General features: G+C 67.7%; 15 protein-coding genes. 12 read left to right on the forward strand and 3 right to left on the reverse strand.

Features of this window, described 5'->3' with window-relative positions; genetic code table 11:
* The first annotated feature begins 279 nt into the window (after positions 1 to 279).
* The 3 genes from SX243_06660 (at position 280) to SX243_06670 (ending at position 5,721) form a co-directional block, all read left to right on the forward strand.
* Positions 280 to 2,265 (forward strand): S9 family peptidase, encoded by a 1,986-nt coding sequence (locus SX243_06660; GenBank protein MDY7092637.1) that lies wholly within the window; start codon positions 280 to 282, stop codon positions 2,263 to 2,265.
* Positions 2,266 to 2,728: 463 nt separating this feature from the next.
* Positions 2,729 to 4,768 carry a CRTAC1 family protein gene (locus SX243_06665; protein ID MDY7092638.1) on the forward strand — a complete coding sequence of 680 codons (2,040 nt, stop codon included), beginning with the start codon at positions 2,729 to 2,731 and terminating at the stop codon, positions 4,766 to 4,768.
* Positions 4,769 to 4,914: 146 nt separating this feature from the next.
* Positions 4,915 to 5,721 (forward strand): arginyltransferase, encoded by an 807-nt coding sequence (locus SX243_06670; protein ID MDY7092639.1) that lies wholly within the window; start codon positions 4,915 to 4,917, stop codon positions 5,719 to 5,721.
* Between the two features lie 215 nt (positions 5,722 to 5,936).
* On the opposite strand, the gene SX243_06675 is transcribed toward SX243_06670, so the two are convergent.
* Entirely contained in the window at positions 5,937 to 6,176 is a 240-nt protein-coding gene (locus SX243_06675) for an AbrB/MazE/SpoVT family DNA-binding domain-containing protein (GenBank protein MDY7092640.1), read from the reverse strand.
* Between the two features lie 232 nt (positions 6,177 to 6,408).
* Here SX243_06675 and SX243_06680 point away from each other — a divergent pair, with 232 nt between their 5' ends.
* The 6 genes from SX243_06680 to SX243_06705 all read left to right on the forward strand — a co-directional run bounded on the left by SX243_06680 (position 6,409) and on the right by SX243_06705 (position 15,295).
* A complete protein-coding gene (locus tag SX243_06680) occupies positions 6,409 to 7,182 on the forward strand; it encodes an ABC transporter ATP-binding protein (GenBank protein MDY7092641.1) in 774 nt (257 codons plus the stop codon).
* Positions 7,179 to 8,969, forward strand: a complete 1,791-nt coding sequence (locus SX243_06685) for a hypothetical protein (GenBank protein MDY7092642.1) — start codon at positions 7,179 to 7,181, stop codon at positions 8,967 to 8,969. Before SX243_06680 ends, SX243_06685 begins: the two co-directional genes overlap by 4 nt.
* A 52-nt stretch (positions 8,970 to 9,021) precedes the next feature.
* On the forward strand, positions 9,022 to 10,170 hold the full coding sequence (locus SX243_06690) for an isoaspartyl peptidase/L-asparaginase (protein MDY7092643.1): 1,149 nt from the start codon (positions 9,022 to 9,024) through the stop codon (positions 10,168 to 10,170).
* A complete protein-coding gene (locus SX243_06695; GenBank protein ID MDY7092644.1) occupies positions 10,167 to 10,922 on the forward strand; it encodes an SDR family NAD(P)-dependent oxidoreductase in 756 nt (251 codons plus the stop codon). The genes SX243_06690 and SX243_06695 overlap by 4 nt, the downstream gene beginning before the upstream one ends.
* Before the next feature lie 3 nt (positions 10,923 to 10,925).
* A complete protein-coding gene (locus SX243_06700; GenBank protein ID MDY7092645.1) occupies positions 10,926 to 12,686 on the forward strand; it encodes an FAD-binding oxidoreductase in 1,761 nt (586 codons plus the stop codon).
* Between the two features lie 161 nt (positions 12,687 to 12,847).
* The gene (locus SX243_06705; protein ID MDY7092646.1) at positions 12,848 to 15,295 is read left to right on the forward strand and encodes a PQQ-binding-like beta-propeller repeat protein; all 2,448 of its coding nucleotides are present in this window, start codon (positions 12,848 to 12,850) and stop codon (positions 15,293 to 15,295) included.
* Positions 15,296 to 15,312: 17 nt separating this feature from the next.
* On the opposite strand, the gene SX243_06710 is transcribed toward SX243_06705, so the two are convergent.
* Positions 15,313 to 16,107 carry a peptidoglycan DD-metalloendopeptidase family protein gene (locus SX243_06710; GenBank protein ID MDY7092647.1) on the reverse strand — a complete coding sequence of 265 codons (795 nt, stop codon included), beginning with the start codon at positions 16,105 to 16,107 and terminating at the stop codon, positions 15,313 to 15,315.
* 222 nt (positions 16,108 to 16,329) lie between these two features.
* Here SX243_06710 and SX243_06715 point away from each other — a divergent pair, with 222 nt between their 5' ends.
* The 3 genes from SX243_06715 to SX243_06725 are packed head-to-tail and all read left to right on the forward strand — an operon-like array spanning position 16,330 to position 17,969.
* A complete protein-coding gene (locus SX243_06715; protein MDY7092648.1) occupies positions 16,330 to 17,298 on the forward strand; it encodes a cyclase family protein in 969 nt (322 codons plus the stop codon).
* Complete coding sequence (locus tag SX243_06720) at positions 17,295 to 17,426, forward strand: hypothetical protein (protein MDY7092649.1); 132 nt, start codon at positions 17,295 to 17,297, stop codon at positions 17,424 to 17,426. Before SX243_06715 ends, SX243_06720 begins: the two co-directional genes overlap by 4 nt.
* A 15-nt stretch (positions 17,427 to 17,441) precedes the next feature.
* Complete coding sequence (locus SX243_06725) at positions 17,442 to 17,969, forward strand: SRPBCC family protein (protein ID MDY7092650.1); 528 nt, start codon at positions 17,442 to 17,444, stop codon at positions 17,967 to 17,969.
* Here SX243_06725 and SX243_06730 read toward each other — a convergent pair.
* Positions 17,891 to 19,225, reverse strand: a complete 1,335-nt coding sequence (locus tag SX243_06730; GenBank protein ID MDY7092651.1) for a cyclic 2,3-diphosphoglycerate synthase — start codon at positions 19,223 to 19,225, stop codon at positions 17,891 to 17,893. The two genes, SX243_06725 and SX243_06730, sit on opposite strands and share 79 nt — an antisense overlap.
* Positions 19,226 to 19,363: the final 138 nt, after the last annotated feature.

Genomic DNA, 19,363 nt, shown 5'->3' on the forward strand with positions numbered 1-19,363 from the left:
GGGCCGGGCGAGGCCTGGGCCGAGGTGGGAGAAGTCCTTCCCTGAGTGCGTCTACAAGGAAACGCGGGAACGTGGGGCGGTTTCCCTCACGGGGCGGGAAAAAAGTAGGGTGTGGTCCGTGGACGGGAGAGGCGGCGCTTTCTAGGGTAGAAACCGTCGAAACAGAATGGGCCGCGAAACTGGGGCGAAACCAGCTCCGACTCTTGTCGTAGGTATACTCCAGCAACAAGGCCGCACAGCGGACCCTGCCTTACCAGACTCAAATGCACGGAGAATTCGATGTTCTACCAACGATTTTTATCGGTTTTCGCCGCCGCCCTCTTCTGCGCACTGCTTGCCGCTCCGGTTACCGCCGTCGAGCGGGTGGAGCGCGGCAACCTGGTGATCGAAGGGATCCCGGAGATTCCTCAGGAAGTGGAGGATCAGCTGCAGCGCTACCAGAACGCCCGTAGCGCCAACCTCCAGGGATGGCATCCCACCGGCGAGGGAGTCCTGATCTCCACCCGCTTCGGGGAGACCAGCCAGGTCCACTGGGTGCGCGAGCCGGGAGCGGCGCGCCAGCAAATCACCTTCTTCGACGAGCCCGTCGGCGGCGCCGAGCCGAGCCCGACGCCGAAGACCGAGGGGTTCCTGTTCCAGAAGGATGTGGGAGGCGGTGAGTTCTTCCAGATCTTCTACTTCGACCTGAAGACCGGCAAGTACCGCCTGCTCAGCGACGGCGAGTCCCTCAACGGGAGCACCAACTGGGCTCACGACGGCGAGCGCTACGCGTTCTACAGCACCCGCCGCAACGGCCAGGATTGGGACGTCTACCTGGGAGATATCAACAAGCCCGGGGAAGAGGAGTTGCTGCTCGAGCGCGGGGGCGCCTGGGTGGTGGGGGGATTCTCCCCGGATGACAAGAAGATCATCGTCGCCCAATACATCTCCGCCAACGAGACCAATCCCTACATCCTCGATCTGGCGACCAAAGAGCTGACGCCCATCGATGACGCCGACGAGCCGGTGGCCTACTCCGGCGTGAGCTTCGCCGCGGACGGCAAGGGTGTGTATTTCGCCTCCGACCGCGGCACGGAGTTCAAGCACCTGCGCTACAAGGATCTCGAGAGCGGCGAGACCCGCATCCTCACCGAGGACATTCCGTGGGATGTGGGACAGATCGAAATCTCCCCCGACGGCAAGCACATCGCCTTCGTGGTCAACGCCGACGGTCTGTCGGAGCTGCATGTGCGCAAGCTCCCCGGCCTGGAGCCGGTGAAGATGCCGGAGCTGCCGACGGCGCTGATCTACAGCCTCCGATTCGACGCCTACGGCCAGCGCCTGGCCTTCAACATCAACAGCTCCCAGTCCCCCGGGGACGTCCACTCCCTGGAGCTGGCGACGGGCAAGCTGACCCGCTGGACCTTCAGCGAGGTCGGCGGTCTGGACGTGGAATCCTTCTCCGTCCCGCAGCTCGTGCGATTCCCCACCTTCGATGAGGTGGACGGCGAGTCGCGCACCATCCCGGCGTTCTACTACCAGCCCTCGGGCCCCGGTCCCCATCCGGTGGTCATCGACATCCACGGTGGCCCCGAAGGACAGGAGCGGCCCGGCTTCAGCCCGTTCACTCAGTTCCTGGTGCAGGAGCTGGGAGTGGCGATGATCGCGCCCAACGTGCGCGGCTCCAGCGGTTACGGCAAGAGCTACCTGCAGCTGGACAACGGCATGAAGCGGGAAGACTCGGTGAAGGATATCGGCGCTCTGCTGGATTGGATCGAGACCCAGCCGGAGCTCGACTCGGAGCGGGTGGCGGTCTTCGGCGGTTCCTACGGCGGCTACATGGTGCTGGCCTCCATGGTGCACTACGACGACCGCCTGAAGGCCGGGGTGGACATCGTCGGGATCAGCAACTTCGTCACCTTCCTGGAGAACACCCAGGACTACCGTCGGGATCTGCGACGGGTGGAGTATGGCGATGAGCGGGATCCGGAGATGCGCGCCTTCCTGGAAAAGATCTCTCCCACCAACCACGCGGAGAAGATCTCCAACCCGCTGCTGGTGGTCCAGGGACTGAACGATCCCCGGGTGCCCGCCAGCGAGAGCGAGCAGATGGTGGAGGAGATCCGCGACAACGGTGGAGAGGTTTGGTACCTGCTGGCCAAGGATGAAGGCCACGGCTTCCGCAAGAAGTCGAACCGCGACTATTTCCTCGCCGCCACCGCCCTCTTCCTCGACCGCTATCTGATCGGGGATGACGAGGCCGAGGAGCCGGCGGCAGCTCGCTGATTCGGCTTCCAACGACGGATCTGAGAACGCCCGATCGGGGATCTTGCCCCGCTCGGGCGTTTTTTTGCACTCCTTAAGAGATCGACCGACAAGCGGTGCGGGGGAGAGAAGGGCGGGCTGAGCACCGGAAGTCGGACGAGTTTGCTCAATGGCGTGTGGATATCCCCTGTGGTGTTGTGCTGGTCCGGTTTTCTCCACCGTCGACAATCAATTCTCAGCCGGCTTCCGGAGCCGGAGCTGCCTGGGTACGGCCCATTGAGCCCGCGGTGGCGTTTGGATTTGCAGGAGGTTGAACATGGAGAGTCTGGGTAGCGTTTTTGCCCTTGTCCCGAGCTCCCGGCACGGAGATCGCCAGCGCGGAGATCGCCAATGGGGAGATCACCAGTGGCTGAGAGGCCTTTGGGTCGGTGGTTGTCTGGCCTTGCTGGCGGGGATGCCGGCTTGGGCCCAAGGCGGCGGTGGAGTGAGTTTCAGCGATATCGCCGCGGACGCCGGTGCGGGCATCGTCTTCGAACGAGTGCCCTCGGCGAGCAACGCCGAGTTCGACGCCATCAAGATGGATCCGCCCTACGACGGGGAGAAGCGGGTGGATACTCCGATCAAGGCTCGGGGGGCCCCAGGGGTGGTGATCTTCGACTACGACGGGGACGGCGACGAGGACATCTTCGCCACCAACGGTCCCGGCGGGGCCAACGGCTTGTTCTCCAATCAGCTGGTGGAGACCGGTTCCACCACCTTCATCGACGTCGCGACGGCGGCGGGAGTGGCGGCGGTTCCGGCGGATGGCACCGGGGCCTGCTTCGGGGATATCGACAACGACGGGGATCACGATCTCTACGTCACCACCAATCTCTCCCCCAACCTGCTGTTCGAGAATCAGGGCGACGGTACCTTCGTCGACATCAGCGCCGCCAGCGGTGCCGCCGGGCCGCCGCTGAACCCGTCCGGCTGCACCCTCGGTGACGTCAACAACGACGGCCTGCTGGACATCGTGGTGGGCAACACCTACAGCACCTGGGATGATTTCACCGGCATCTTCGAGCCCTTCGCTCTCAATCAGCACAACCAGCTCTTCCTCAACCAGGGGGGCAACGTCTTCGTCGATGCCAGCACCGCGTCCGGCATCACCGACCTGGCAGGCTTTCCGCCGGGCGCCGGGGGCTCCGCCGGGCTCAGCTGGGCCGTGGCGCTGGCGGATTATGACCAGGACGGCGATGTCGACCTGTTCACCGCCGACGACCAGGGCGGTGTGCCTTCGGCCTCCACCGGCGGTGTGGACCGCGGTCTGTTGCACGTTTTCGACAACGACGGCAACGGCAATTTCACCGACCGCGCGATGGCCGCCGGCACCAACGTCTGGGGGTCCTGGATGGGACTTTCCTTCGCCGATTTCGAGTGCGATGGCGACATCGACTTCTTCGGCAGCAACTTCGGCGATTACCAGCCGGTGGGGATTCCGGAGCCGGGGCTGCAGCCTTCCCGCTGGCTGCTCCAGGGGCCGGGCAAGACGTTCGCTGATCCCGGGGTGGGGGATTTCCTCACCACTCCCTTCGGTTGGGGCACCTCGACCTTCGACTACGATCTGGACGGCGATGCGGACATCGTCTTCCACGGCGGTCATGACGTGGGGCCGGGCATCGAGCTCGGCAACCCCGGGGTGATCCTGCAGAATCAGGGCTGCGGCAACGCCCAATTCGAATGGGATCAGGCGGCGCTGGCCACCTCCACCAACCACAGCCGGCGGGTGGTCCACGGGATGGCGGTGGGCGATCTGAACCAGGATCATTTCCCGGACATCGTCAGCATCTCCAACCTCAACGTCGGTCCGGAGCTGACCTTGGTCAATCAGGCGCCTCTGGGCAGCGTCTTCGACGCTACGGCCTTCTTCATCCTCAACTTCGAACCCAATGCTTCCGGCGAGCTGGTGTGGAACGGCAACACCTATCTCAACGGCGATCTGTCGGTGGAGCTCAACAGCGGTGGCAATGGCAACCAGGGCATCACCGTCGAGGTCCAGGGAGCCATCGGCCTGACCCCCCGGGGTCGAGTCAACCGTGACGGCATCGGTGCGGTGGTCCGCTTCCGTCCCCGGGGCGGAGATTGGGTGAGCTTGCCGGTGGTGGGCGGTTCCAGCTACGCGTCCCAGGACGCTCTGGACAAGCAGTTCGGCCTTGGCGCGGCCCGGCGGGGTGACGTCGAGGTGCTGTGGCCCGGCGGCGTGCGCAATCGCCTGTACAACGTGCAGGCCGGCGAGACGGTGGTGATTCCGGAGATCCCCTGCAGCTTCGACGGCGCCTTCACCTTCCGCCAGTATCTGGCCTGCACCGTCGACGCTCTGGATGATCTGGAGGATGCCGGAGTAGTCGATCGGGGGTTGCGCACGCGGCTGCTGATGAGCGCCCTGCGAGCCTTCGCCAAGGACGCCAGCCCCAATTGCACCGCCCCGAAATCCGCCGGTCTGGTGGATCTGGTGGCGACGTTGAGCGAGGACGGCGGCGAGTAGCCGCAACCTCGACAGAGACGATATCGAAGGGCCCGGCGGCAGAGACGCCGGGCCCCTCGTGTCTGGGGGTCGTGTTTGGGGTCGTGTCTTCGGGGGATGGGGCGCAGGATAGGATCACGCCATGGAGGACGCCAAGGAGTGAGGCCGTGAAGGGTGGAGATTCAGGGGCGGGTGGGCCGAGATCCGAGGCCGCCGAGGGGGAAGAGCAGGGCCCGCGGGCGCTGCGCGAGTTCCAGGGCGACGAGGAGACTTGCGTCTACCTGCCGGAGCAGCGGGCGCGCATGCGCTACCGCTATATCGAGGGCTGCCCGCCCTCGCTGTACCAGGAGATGCTCGAACAAGGCTGGCGGCGCTTCGGCCGGATGTTCTTCCGTCCGGCCTGTGCCCTGTGCCAGGAGTGCCGAAGCCTGCGGGTGGCGGTGGCGGACTTCCACCCCTCCCGGTCCATGCGCCGGAATTTGCGGGAGAACCGTGACCTGGAGGTGCGCATCTCGAGGCCGGCCATGTCCTCCGAGCACTTGACGCTCTATCGCCGGTATCACCGGGATATGGCTCAGCGGCGGGGCTGGGAGGATCGCGGTATCGACCCGCTGGACTATTACCGCACCTTCATCGAGGGCTATGAGGATTTCGGCTACGAGCTACAGGTTCGCCTGCAACGGCGGCTGGTGGCGGTGGCGCTCTTCGATCAGGTGCCGGACGGCCTGTCGGCGGTGTATTGCTTCTACGACCCCCGGCGCCGGGAACGCGGCCTGGGAGTCTACGCCATCCTGCAGCAGATCGAGCGGGCTCGGAGACTGAACCTGGCCTGGGTCTATCTGGGCTATTTCGTCGCCGGCAATCGCAGCATGGCCTACAAGGCCCGCTACCGTCCCCACGAGCTCCTGGACGAGCGCCGGGACGGCGGCATCCCGCGCTGGCGGCCGGGGCAACAGCTGCTCCGCGACGAGTGACGCCTGCCACGGGCTGCCCTGAAAGTCCCACTCCCGAATGCTAGTTGGGCTCGGACCCCAACGACCTTGATCCAGCCGGTAGGGGCGACCCTCGTGGTCGCCCGGGGCGAGGTTCCATGAACAGCGAGGGCAGGCACAAGACCTGCCCCTACCCCCGTCGGCTGTCAGGACTTCTTTTCATCCTCGTGGGTGATTCAGAGAAGCATCCCCGACTACTAGGACTCTTCCTTGCGGCGCCGCTCCAGAAGCTCGTTGAAGAGGCTTTCCTCCCCCTCCCCTCCCAGGGCTTTGAGGGGATCGTTGGGCATCGGTACCACCCGGATCACTTTGCCGTCGTCGAGCCAGATCAGCTGATCACCGGGTTCGATGTTGTGGCGGCGGCGGATGGCTGCCGGGATCACGGTTTGGCCGCGGGATCCCACGGCGGATTCGGCGCTTTTGCTTCTCGCGGTCATGCTCGGTCGTTCTCCTCAATGCGCTCGGTTCGCGGGGGGACGCGGGTTTCGCCGGGCCTGCTCGGCCCCGCTCGTTTGGTACTTGGCCCCTCACCTCTCCGTAGGAAGTGAGACAGTCCAAAACACTGATCCAGCGATTGCGGCTCGCACAGTGTAACCTGTTTGTCGCCGTGGGGCTTGCCCGATGCGAGCCCGTCGCGTAGGGGGCCAAGAATTGATCGAAACACGACAGTTGAGCCGGAGCTTCGGGGCTCTGGAGGCGGTGCGGGGGATGGACCTGAAGGTCGAACCCGGGGAGCTTTTCTGCTTCCTCGGCCCCAACGGCGCCGGCAAGACCACCACCATCAAGATGATCGTCGGGCTCCTGCGGCCGACCTCCGGCCAGGCGCTGGTGGGCGGTCACGACCTGCAACGCGAGCCCCTGGCGGCGCGGCGGCTGCTGGGCTACGTGCCGGACCGGCCGCTGCTCTACGAGAAGCTCACCGGCCGCGAGCTAATGCGCTTTGTCGCCGGTCTGTACCGCATGCCCCAGCGTGGCCTGGACGACGCCATCGACGAGCTTCTGGAGCGCTTCGAGATCGCGGCGGCGGCGGATCGGCTGGTGGAGACCTACAGCCAGGGCATGCGGCAGAAGATTTCCTTCGCCGTCACCTTCCTCCACCAGCCCCAGGTGGTGGTGGTGGACGAGCCTTGGGTGGGCCTCGACCCGCGGAGCATGCGCCGGCTGCGGGAGGAGCTGCAGCGCCGGACCCGGGAGGGGCTGACGGTCTTCATGTCCACTCACACGCTGAGCTTGGCGGAGCAGGTGGCGGACCGCATCGGCATCATCCACCGCGGGCGCCTGCGGCATCTGGGATCGGTGGCGGAAATCAAAGCCCTGGCCCGCCATCCCGGCTCCCTGGAAGACGTCTTTCTGAGCCTGACCCAAGAGGGAGGCCAGGAAGAGAGCCCAGGGGAGGCCCCTGAGGGGGTGCAGGGGCCGATGCCGGGCGAGGATCGGCGTTGAGCCCGCTACGGGCTCTGCTCTGGGCGCGCTGGCGGGGCCTGCGCCACGCCGTCGCCTCCCTTGGCTCCCAGAGCCGGCTCAAGGTGGCGGTGGTCTCGGTGTCCACGGTGCTGCTGTGGCTGGGGGCCTACGGGGTCTCCCACCGTCTCTTCGGTTTGCTCCAGGACTTCGGTGCCGAGTGGTTGGGAGTGGGCCGCCGGACGCTGGCGGAGCTGGTCATGGGCCAGCTCCTCTCCACCTTCGCGCTGGTGCTCTTCGGGCTCTTGGTGCTGTCCAACGTGGTCGTGGCCTGGGGAACCCTCTACCGCTCTCAGGAAATGACCCTCTTGATGCTCAGCCCGGCGGGCTGGCGCACCCTCTTTCTCGGCCGCTTCTGGGAGTGCGTGACCCTCAGCTCCTGGGCCTCGGCGTTCCTGGGCTCCGCCGTGTTCTTGGCTTACGGCCGGGTGGTGGAGGCCTCACCGGCGTTTTACCACGCTCTGCTGCTGGTATTCCCGCCCTTCGTGGTGCTGCCGGCGGCTCTCGGGGCGGTGCTGGCCATGACCGGAGCGCGGGTGCTGCCCCGGCTGCCCAAGGGACCGGTGTTGGCGGCGGCGGCGGTGTTGACAGTGGTCTTCGGCTTCGGCCTGCGCCATCTGCTGGCCTGGGCCGACGCTCGGGGAGAGCAGGCGGTACGCGGCGTGTTGCAGGGCTCCGGGGCCGAGTGGTTGCCCAGCCAGTGGGCGTCTTCGGCGGTGCTCGCCGCCGCGGAGGGGCCGATGGAGTCCATCCTCTCGCTGCCGGCTGTCCTTTGGCCCACCCTGTGGCTGTGGCTTTCCGCCCTGCTGGGAGTGTTGGTGGCAACGGAGGTGGCGGCGCGCTGGCTCTACTCCGGCTGGACCGATCTCAAGGGGCAGCGCTGGTCGCCGCCGGGTAGCCGGCTTGGGAAGGCGAGGCTGTCGGATCCCGAGCTGGCCTCTTCCTCCGCCTCCCGCCGTTCGGGCCGGGGGCGGCGCTGGGGATGGCGGCGGCGCTGGGGATGGCAGTGGCTGCCGGAGCCCTACCGATCCCTCACCGCCAAAGATCTGCGGAGCTTCCTGCGCGATCCGGGGCAGTGGAGCCAGTTCGTGGTCTTTTTCGGCATCATGGCTCTCTACGGGGCGAATATGCGCCCGGCCGTGCCCTCCTATCACCGGGAGCTGTGGCAGGGCTGGATCAGCGTGCTCAACGCCACCGTGGTGCTCCTGGTGCTGGCCACCTTGACCACTCGCTTCGTCTTTCCCCTCATCAGCCTCGAGGGCCGGCGGCTGTGGATCGTCGGTCTGACGCCGGCGACCCGCAAGCAGCTGCTGGTGCAGAAGCTGGGCTTGAGCCTGGCGGCGACGGGGCTTTTCACCCTTCCCCTGGCGGCGCTCTCCGGCTGGCGCTTGGGTCTCGACGGGGTGGAGCTGGCCTTCACCCTCTACGCCGTCGCCGCTACCAGCGTCGCCCTCTCGGGGCTGGCGGTGGGGCTTGGGGCCCTGTTGCCGGATTTTTCCCACGACAACCCGTCGCGCATCGTCTCCGGTCTTGGCGGAACTCTCAACTTCGTTCTCAGCATCGTCTTCGTGGCTCTCGCCGGCGGAGCCCAGGCGCTGGTGCTGCACTGGCCGTCGCTGGAGTCGTGGCTGGTGGAGCGGTGGAGCTTCGAGGCCGGCCGCGGCGGTGCGGTGGCGGTGGCGGCGGCGGTGCTGGCGCTGGCCTCGGCATTTTGTTGTTGGGTGCCGATGCGCCGCGGTCTGCGCCACCTTCGGGCGGTAGAGCTGTGACGAAGCTATACTCGGGGGCGAAATTGCTTCCCCATCCATGCTAGGAGCCTCGATGCGCGATCTGATCCAACGCTTCGCTTTCGTTTTCTTGCTCTCGCTGTTGCTGGGGCTCGCTGCCTGCTCGCCAGGACCTTCCAGTGGGGCCGCCTCCGACGAGGTCTCCTCCGAGGCAAGCAGCGCCGAGGGCGCGGAGCCGTCCACCGCTTCGGCGGTGGAGTGGGCCCTCGCCATCCACGGCGGTGCCGGGGTCCTGCGCGCCTCGGTGAGCGCCGAGGACGAGCCGCGCTATCAGGAGTCCCTGCGCCGGGCGCTGGACGAGGGGCGGACGATTCTCGAATCCGGGGGCACCAGTCTCGACGCCGTGGAGGCGGTGATCCGCGTCATGGAGGACGATCCGCTGTTCAACGCCGGCCGCGGCTCGGTGTTCACCAGCGCCGGTGAGAACGAGATGGACGCGGCGATCATGGACGGCTCCAATCTCGCCTGCGGCGCCGTCACCGGTCTGCGCACCGTGCGCCACCCCATCACCCTGGCGCGGCGGGTGATGGACTCCAGCCGCCACGTCTTTTTCGCCGGCGACGGCGCCGAGGCCTTTGCTGACCAGATGGACGTGGAGCGGGTGGAACCGGAGTACTTCTTCGTCCAGCGGCGCTACGATCAATGGCAGCGGGCGGTGGAGCGGGAGCAACAAGAGGCTGCTGAAGGAGCCGATGAAGCATCGGCCGGCGAGAACGTGCCAGCTGCGAATGGGGACGGCGGCGAGGGCTACCGTGGGACCGTCGGCGCGGTGGCGCTGGATCGCCACGGCAACCTGGCGGCGGCGACCTCCACCGGCGGCATGACCAACAAACGCTTCGGGCGTATCGGCGACGTGCCGGTGATCGGTGCCGGCACCTACGCCAGCAACGCCAGCGCCGCCGTCAGCTGTACCGGCCACGGGGAGCGGTTCATCGAGCACACCGTGGCGCGCAACGTGGCGGCGCGCATGGAATACGGCGGCGAGAGCCTGGAGCAGGCCGCCCGGGCGATGATCCACCAGGAGCTGGAGCCCGGGGACGGCGGCCTCATCGCCGTCGGCGCCGACGGCTCGCTGGCCATCGAATTCAATACCGAAGGGATGTTCCACGGCGCCGCCGACTCCACCGGCCGCGAGCAGGTGGGCATCTGGCCGGGCGTCCGAAAGGGGGAGGAGCAGCCGTGAGCAAACGCGAGTTTCATCACGCTCTGGTCATCGGTGCCTCGTCGGGTATCGGCGAGGCCCTGTGCCGCCGGCTGGCGGTGGCGGATTGCAAGGTGGTGATGGTGGCCCGCCGCCGAGACGAGCTGGAGCGCATCTCCGGCGAGATCAACGAGCTGTGCGGCGAGGAGCGCGCCTTTCCGGTGCCCCACGACGTCCGCCATTGGCAGGAGGTGCCGCGGATCTTCGAGGAAGTGCCCCGGACCCTCGGGGGCCTCGACCTGGTGATCTACGCCGCCGGCGTGATGCATCCGGTGGAGTTCGAGGAGTACGACACCGCCAAGGACGTTCACACCATCCAGGTCAACCTGCTGGGGGCCATGGGTTGGCTCAACGCCGCAGCCTCACGCTTTCGCCGGCTGGGCAGCGGCACGATTGTGGGCATTGGCTCCATCGCCGGCGACCGCGGCCGCTCCGGCAATCCCGCCTACAACACCTCCAAGGGCGCCCTGGCCATCTTCCTCGAAGCCTTGCGCAACCGCGTCGCCCGCCGCGGCGTCAAGGTGGTGACCATCAAACCCGGCTACGTAGAGACTCCCATGACCGCCGACATGAAGGGCATGTTCTGGGAGGTGAGCGCGGATCGGGCGGCGGAGATCATCCTCACCAAGGCCCGTCGCGGCGTTCACACCGCCTACGTGCCCGGCCGCTGGCGGTTGGTGAGCTGGGTCATCCGCTCCATCCCCTCCTTCATCTTCCGCCGTCTCAAGGTCTAGGCCGTGGCCGAAGACACTCCCAAGGAGCCCCTCGCCGACGAGACCTCCGTGAGGAACGTCGCGGAGTCCTCGGAGGAGGGAGTGGAGGATCCCCTCTCCCAGACCCTGCCCGCCGGCGTCGACCTCTTGTCCCAGACCCTCCCCGCCGGGGAAGCTCTGCTCGCCCGGACTCCGGCGGAGCTGGAGGATCCCCTCTCCGAAACCCTGCCCGCCGATGACGAGGCTTTGTCCCGCACGCTGCCCGCTGCCCTGGATCCGGAGGCCGCGGCCTCGGAGGAGGCGGAGTGGGACACCATGTTCTCCTGGCCGGATCTCGACGCCGAGAGTCAAGAACCGGAGGATCCGCGCCTGCGCGCCTTCGGCATGGATCGTCTCGATTGGGTGCCGGGGTGGGGCATGGCGACGCAGGCTCCGGGCTACGTCTTCCAGCCGTCGACCCTGGATCAGGTGCGCGAGCTGCTGCTGTTGGCCGGCGAGCGCGGGGCGCCGGTGACCCTGCGCGGCGCCGGGCGCAGCTACGGTGACGCCGCCTTCTGCCCGGAGGCGATGATCCTCGACCTGCAGCGTTTCCGGCGCATTCTGTCGTGGGATCCGGAGGAAGGAATCCTCGAAGCGGAGCCCGGGGTGTCGCTGCGGGACGTCTGGCGCTACGCCCTGGGGGACGGCTGGTGGCCGTCGGTGGTCTCCGGCACCATGCACCCCACCCTCGGTGGCTGCCTGGCGATGAACATCCACGGCAAGAACAATTGGCGCGCCGGCACCATCGGCGATCACTGCCTGGATCTGGACGTCATGCTGCCCTCGGGCAAGCTGCGCACCGTCTCGCCGGAGATGGATGAAGAGCTCTTCCACGGGGTCATCGGCTCCTTCGGTCAGCTGGGGGTGGTGACCCGGGTGCGCTGGCAGCTGAAGAAGGTGGAGTCGGGGCTGGTGGAGGTCGAGGCCCTGGCGGCCCGCAACCTGGAGGAGATGTTGCGGTTGGCGGACGACGCCAAGGACGATCACGAATACGTCGTGGGGTGGATCGACGCCTTCGCCCGGGGCAAGAGCCTGGGCCGGGGACAGTTGCACCTGGCCCGCCATTTGACGGCGGAGGAGGACGCGCTGCCGGCCCAGACCCTGCGGGTGGAGGCCCAAGACCTACCGGAGACTTTCTTCGGCCTGGTGCCGCGCTCCATCATGTGGCGGCTGATGAAGCCGTGGACCAACCGCCCGGGCATGGCCTGGGTCAACCGGGCCAAGGCGTACCATGCCCGGACCCGCGAGAACGGTGCCGTGTACCGGCAGTCTCTGGCCGCCTTCTCCTTTCTCCTCGACTATGTGCCCGGCTGGAAGCGCGCCTATCTGCCGGGGGGACTGATCCAGCATCAGAGCTTCGTGCCGGTGGACCGGGCCCACGAGGTCTTCCAGCGCCAGCTGGAGATCTGCCGGCGCCGGCGCATGCCGTCCTTCCTGGCGGTACTCAAGCGCCATCGCCCGGATCCCTTCCTCCTGGGGCACGGGGTGGATGGCTTCTCTCTGGCTTTGGATTTTCCCGTCACCCGGCGCAACCGCGCCAAGCTGTGGGATCTGGTGCGGGAGATCTCCGAACCGGTGGTGGAAGCCGGCGGCCGGTTCTACCCCGCCAAGGACGCCGCCCTGCCGGCGGAGCTCTACCGCGCCACCTTCCACGACGGTCAGCTGAAGCGCTTTGCCGAGCTCAAGGAACGCTGTGATCCCCAGGGGGTGCTGACCTCGGCGCTGGCTCGCCGGCTCCTCGGCTGAGCGCCAGCGGGCTCAGCGGTCCGGGGGTGCGGGAAGAACTTCCGCTGCTGCGCTGCGTATCGGTGCTCGGAGACACCGAAAATCGGCCGCCGGCCACCGACCTCAGGGTCTGGTACGGCAGAATCGCCCAGCCTCGCGCTGGGAAGAATGAGGAGACCATCATGAGCCGCTCCCGCTGCTTCGTTCTCGCCTTGCTTTTCGCCGGGACGCTCTCCGCAGTGATCCTCTCCGCGGCTCCCCTTGCTGCCTCGGCAGATTGGCCCCACCTGCGCGGCCCCCTCCAGGATGGCCGGGCCGAGGCGGAGATCTTCGAAGGCGAAGGTCTGGGACTGGAGTTGGCCTGGCGGGTGCCTCTGGGCTCCGGCTACTCGGGCATCACCGCCGCTGGTGATCGGGCGGTCACCGCCTACAGTCGCGATGGCGTCGATTGGGTCGCCGCCTTCGACCTAGCCAGCGGCGAGGAGCTGTGGCGGGTAGCCCAGGACGCCACCTTCCCAGGGCGCAACGGCGCCCACGACGGCCCGCTGAGCACGCCGGTGCTCGGCGACGGTCGGGTCTACGTACTGGCCCCGAGGGGGATTCTGCGGGCCCTCGCCCTGGCGGACGGAAAGATCCTGTGGGAAGTGCGGTTAGACCAGGCTCACGGTGGCCAGCAGCCGGACTTCGGCTTCGTCACTACGCCGGTGCTGGCGGGGGAGACGCTGTTGGTGCAAGGCGGTGGCAACGAGGGCCGCTCCATGCTCGCCTTCGACACCGCCGACGGCTCTCTTCGCTGGAGCCACGGTGACGGCAAGGTCACCCACCAATCGCCGGTGGCCATGAGTCTCGCCGGCCGGCTGCAGATCGTCACCGCCACCCAGAGCGAGATCAGCGGTCTGGCGGCGGAGACCGGCGAGGAGCTGTGGACCTTGCCTTTGGAGGAGGGTCAGGCCTCCGGTGACACGGTGCCCAGCACCATGGGCGAAGATCGCTTCCTGGTCCCCGGCGGCGGTGGTTTCATCGCGTATCGGGTGGCCGCCAACGAGGAGGGCGGCGAGCATCCGTTTCGGGTGGAAGAACTCTACCGCACCACCGCCCTCGGCCGCTCCTATCCGCCACCGGTCTACCACCAGGGCTACCTCTACGGCTATCGCGGGCAGATCCTCACCTGCGTCGACGCCGCCAGCGGCGAGCGGGTCTGGCGTTCCCGGCCCCCCGGCGGCAGCGGTCTGATCCTGGTGCAGGATCACCTGGTGATCTACGGCTCCCACGGCCACGTGGTGGTGGCGGAAGCGACCCCCGAGGGCTATCGGGAGAAGGCGCGGGTGCAGGCCCTGAGCGGTAGCGCCCTGACCTGGCCCAGCTTCGCCGGCGGCCGGATCCTGGTGCGCAATCTCGAAGAGCTGGCGGCGGTGTCGGTGACCCGCAGCGCCGGGTCTGCAGCGGCCGAGGTCGCGGGCACCGCCGAGGCCGGGGAGGGCTCCGAAGAGGGCCAGCTGGCGACCTGGCTCAGTCGTGCTGAAGCCGCCGAGGATCCCCAGAAGGTGGTCGACGAGCTGTGGGAAAAACATTCCACCCTGCCCATTGTCGAGAGCTCTTCCGATGGGAGCGAGCGGGTGCACTTCCTCTATCGCGGGGATGCCCAGGAGGTGGCGCTGTCGGGCTCCATGCTCGACGCCCAGGCCCGTCGGCCCCTGGAGCGCTTGGCGGGCACCGATCTCTTCTACACCACCCTGGAGCTGGAGCCGGGGTTGCGGTGGGAGTATCGCTTCCAGGTCGACTTCGAGGATTGGCAGGCGGATCCCAAGAATCCCCGTCAGCTGCCTCCCGTGGGCGGCCGGGGAACTGTCTCGGAGCTAGTTTCCGACAAGTACCCCGGGGGGGCGCTGCCGGAGCCGCCGGCGGAGCCTCGGGGACGGATGGAGACCTTCCTGCTCCCCAGCACCCACCTCGAAGGGGACAAAGAGATCCAGGTCTGGTTGCCGCCGGCTCATGGCGAGGGCGACGATCGCTACCCGCTGCTGGTGGTGCACGACGGCCGCGCCTGGCTCGAGCGGGGAGAGATGGTCCAGACCTTGGATGAGGTGGTGGGAGCCGAGGTGCAGCCGATGGTGGTGGCCTTCGTGCCGGCTGGGAACGCCTGGTGGCTGGAGGCCGGAGGAACCCGCACCGCGGAGTATGCACGCATGGTGGCGGAGGAGCTGCTGCCGGAGCTGGAGCGCCGATACCGCATCCTCCCTGGACCCTCCCACCGAGCCCAGCTGGGTCTGCGCTATTTCGGTTTGAGCAGCGCCTACGTAGCTCTGCGCTATCCCGAGCTCTTCGGGCATGCGGTGATGCAAAGCCCGTCCCTGAGCCTGGGGGCCCGGGAGGAGTTGGAGCGCATGATTCGTCAGGGAGAGCCCGCGGCGGTGCGTTTCTATCTCGACTGGAATCGCCACGACGTCCGCATGGTAGATCGGGGGATGGACGTGGGGGAGGAATCCCGGGAGCTGGAGCGGCTGCTGCGCGGTGAGGGCTATGCCGTCAGCGGCGGAGAGATGCTCGACAGCTACGGCTGGGGAGCCTGGCGCCGGCGCCTGGGGCGGGTGCTCGCCGAGCTTTTCCCGCTGGCCCCGGCGTCCGGCTGACGACTACTTCGCGCGGGCTATTTCGCACCGACGCCGGCGTAGCGCAGGATGGGGAAGGGATTGACCGTCTCGCTGCGCCAGCAGCGGCCTTCCTCGTTGCGGATGTGGATGGAGAAGTGCAGGTGAGGGGCATGGTTGGGAGCGTTGCCGGTGGAGCCGACATAACCCAACACGTCGCCCCGGCGGATGGTGTCGCCCTCTTCCAGCCCGTCGGCATAGCGATCCAGGTGGGCGTAATAGAAGCAATAGCTCTGGCTGGCGTCGTAGAGGTACAGGCTGATGCCTCCCAGCTTGCTGCTCAGCAGCTGGGCGACCTGGCCGTCGTCCGCCGCCAGCACCGGCGTGCCCCGGGGGGCCATGATGTCCAGCGCTTGATGCACTCGCCCGCCGCTGCGGGGATCCGGGTAGGTGTCCCACAGCTCGTCGGGCTCGATGCCGCGCACCGGGATGAGGAGCTGGCGTTGGGCCAGCTCGAGAGCCGCGGTGGCGGTATCCGGGGGCACGTCGCTGCGCCGCGCCGGGGACGAGCTCGGCGTTTCGCTCTCCTGGGCCAGGCGCTGGCGCTGCGCCGCAGGGACCGCCACCGCTTGGCGGGGTCCGCTCCGCTCCACGGCGGAGCCCGCCGGCGACGAGGGGGTGGTCTCGGCAGCCGGTGCGGCATCCTGCGCGGGTTCCGACCAGCGGATTTCGGTAGAGGAATCCTCGCGGGTCACATACTTCCACGCACCGTAGCCCGACAGCACCACCAGGCCGACCGCCAGCAGGGCGATGGAGAGCAGCAGCAGCGGGAGTTGATAGTGCGCCTTGATCATGGCCCCATAGTTCAGTGCAACAAAGATGCCAGAACGGCACAAGCCGCCCCAGGGCGCAGGGAGCCCCTCGTTGCGGTGGCTGGCCGCCGGTGATGGGAAGAGACTCCCCAAGGGCTTGTAGAAAACGCGCTAGCAGACCGTGGCTGCTACGGGAGGCGGCTGCGGGGATAGGATGGTGGCTCCAAGAACCGCAATCTTCGTCCAGAAGAGGAGGCTGCTCTCATGTCTCAGCTCGTCGCCCCCGGTGCTCGGCGCGCCGCTCCGTCCCTTCGTCGTCCTCGTGCCCAGGCCCTGCGGTCCGGCTGGCTCGCTCTGACCCTGGTCGCCTTCCTCGGTCTCGTCCTCGGTGCCTGTGCGCCCGCTTCCGATTCGACCCCGGATTCCCAGGGGGCTTCTCAGGGGGCGGAATCTGCCGCCGAGGCAGCCCGGGAACCTCGTCCGCCGCTGGATCTTTCCGGCGTGCAGGTGGTGGATCTGACCTACGCCTTTGACCAGAACACCCTCTACTGGCCCACCTCTCCGTCGGCCTTCGAGCTCGAGCAGCTGCACTACGGGCCGGTCCACGGCGGCGCCGACGACGGCGGCTACTTCTACTCCGCCAACTCCTTCTGCACTCCGGAGCACGGCGGCACCCACCTGGATGCTCCCATCCACTTCGGCGAAGGCCACCAGACCGCGGAAGAGATTCCCCTCGATCGCCTGATGGGGCCGGCGGTGGTGGTGGACGTAGCGGAGAAGGCGGCGGCGGATCCCGACTATCGCCTCAGCGCCGAAGATGTCGCTGCCTGGGAGGCTACCCATGGTCCCGTGCCCGCAGGCGCCCTCGTGCTGCTGCGCACCGGCTGGGGCGAGCGCTGGCCGGACCGCCTGCGCTACTTTGGTGACGACACCCCCGGCGACGCGTCCAACCTGCATTTTCCGTCCTATGGAGAGGACGCTGCCCGCATTTTGGTCGAGGAGCGCGGCGTCGCCGCCCTCGGCGTCGACACGGCGAGCATCGACCACGGCCCCTCCACCGACTTCATCGTCCACCAAATCGCCGCCGCCGCCGACGTCGCCGGCCTGGAAAACGTCGCCCACCTCGACCAACTCCCCGCCACCGGTGCCTGGGTCCTAGCCCTGCCGATGAAGATCGCCGGCGGCTCCGGTGGCCCGGTGCGCATCGTGGCGCTGGTGCCGAACGCCGGATGAAGTCCCAAGCGGAGACCGTCGACGAGTATTTGAATGAGCTGCCGGAGGAGCGGCGGGAGGCGTTGGGGGTGTTGCGTGGGGTGGTGCGGGAGATGTTGGAAGAGGCGGCGGCGCGGCGCCGGGCTTGACGGCTGGTCGCTCTGATGAAGCTGCGTTTTGAAGTGCGCATCGCGGCGCCGCCGCAACGGGTCTGGCCCTGGGTGGCGGATCCTCTGCGCATGGCGCGGTGGAATCCCAAGCTGGTGGCCATCGATCGCGCGGCATCGGGAGAGCTGCAAGCGGGGGAAGAGTACGAGCTCATCTACCGCATGTCCGGTCGGGACACCGAGCTGCGGGCACGGGTAGAGCTGGCCAAGCCCCCCGTGGAGCTGGCCATCCGGCTATGGGACGAGGCCGGTCCCCATGAGCGCCCCACCGTCGAATCCTATCGGTTGGAGGCTCGCGGCGACGGCACCCGGCTGCGGCAGGAGATCGACCTCTCGCGCACCGGCATTCCGTGGCCGGCTCGGCTTTTGATGGCCTTGCTCAGCCGCTGGGGCCGGCCCCGGGACGAACCCTATCTGGAGCGTCTGCGGCGGTTGGTGGAGGAACCTCAGGATCCTCCTAACCCGGCCAGTACTTCCTCCACCCGCGCCTCCAGCCGCCCGGGCTCCACCTCTTCCAGGTCGTAGCGCACGTCGGCGATGGGCTTGGAGGGCTCGATGAGCCGCCGTAGCTCGATGGGGGTGCCCTCGACGATGACGTCGGCGGGCACCGCTTCCAGGGTCGCCAGCAAGTCGGCGATCTGGGCCTCGCTGTAGCCCATGGCGGGGAGGATGCCGGTGGCGTTGGGGTATTTCTCGTAGGTTTCGGCGATGGAGCCCACCGCGTAGGGGCGGGGATCGACGATCTCGGCGGCGCCGGCCTGGCGGGCGGCGTACCAGCCGGCGCCCCGGCTCATGCCGCCGTGGGTGAGGGTGGGGCCGTCCTCCACCACCACCACTCGCTTGCCGCGGATCTTCTCCGGCTCGGCGACGGTGATCTTGGAACGGCATTGCAGCACCTCGGCGTCGGGGTTGAGGCGCCGGCAGCTTTCCAGCACCGCTTGAAGGCCTTCCTCCGGGGCCGTATCCACCTTGTTGATCACCAGCACGTCCGCCATCAGCAGATTGCTCTCGCCGGGGTAGTAGCTGGTCTCGTCGCCGGCGCGGTGAGGATCGAGGACGGTGATCTGCAGGTCCGGACGATAGAACGAGGCGTCGTTGTTGCCGCCGTCCCACAGGATCACCTGCGCCTCTTTCTGCGCCTGTTCCAGAATCTGGTGGTAATCGACCCCGGCGTAGACCACCAGCCCATGGTCCAGGTAGGGCTCGTACTCCTCCCGTTCCTCGATGGTGGTGCGGTGGCGATCCAGGTCTTCGTAGCTGGCGAAACGCTGGCAGGCCTGCTGGGCCAGGTCGCCGTAGGGCATGGGGTGGCGCACCGCCACCGCCCGGATCCCCCGGTCCCGCAGCACCTGGGCCAGGTGGCGGGTAGTCTGGCTTTTGCCGGCGCCGGTGCGCACGGCGGTGACCGCGATCACCGGGCAGCTCGCTTCGAGCATGGTGCGGGGGATGGAGCAAACGCCGAAGTGGGCCCCCGCGGCGATGACCCGGCTGGCCCGCTCCATGACGTAGGGGTAGGAGACGTCGGAGTAGGAGAACCAGACCTGTTCCACACCGTGGCGGCGGATCAGCTCCTCCAGCTCGTCCTCCGGATGGATGGGGATGCCCTCGGGATAGAGCTCGCCGGCGAGGCTCGCGGGATAGACACGGTCCTCGATGTCGGGGATCTGCGCCGCGGTGAACGCCACCACCCGGTAGCGGGAGTCGCCCCGGAAGAGACAATTGAAATTGTGAAAGTCGCGCCCTGCGGCGCCCATGATCACGACCGGTGTGGCGGCTGCCATGCTCTGACTCCTTCCCCTGTGGCTGCCCCCCGGGTGGCGTTCCGCCGGCATGGCGAGGATCCGCTCGGTGAGGAGGGGGGCGGTGAAATGGGCCGATCTCCAGTGTGTGCGGGCCCCGTAGCGAGTGCAACACCCCCT

This window comes from Acidobacteriota bacterium, from assembly GCA_034211275.1.
Classification (GTDB): Bacteria; Acidobacteriota; Thermoanaerobaculia; order Multivoradales; family JAHZIX01; genus JAGQSE01.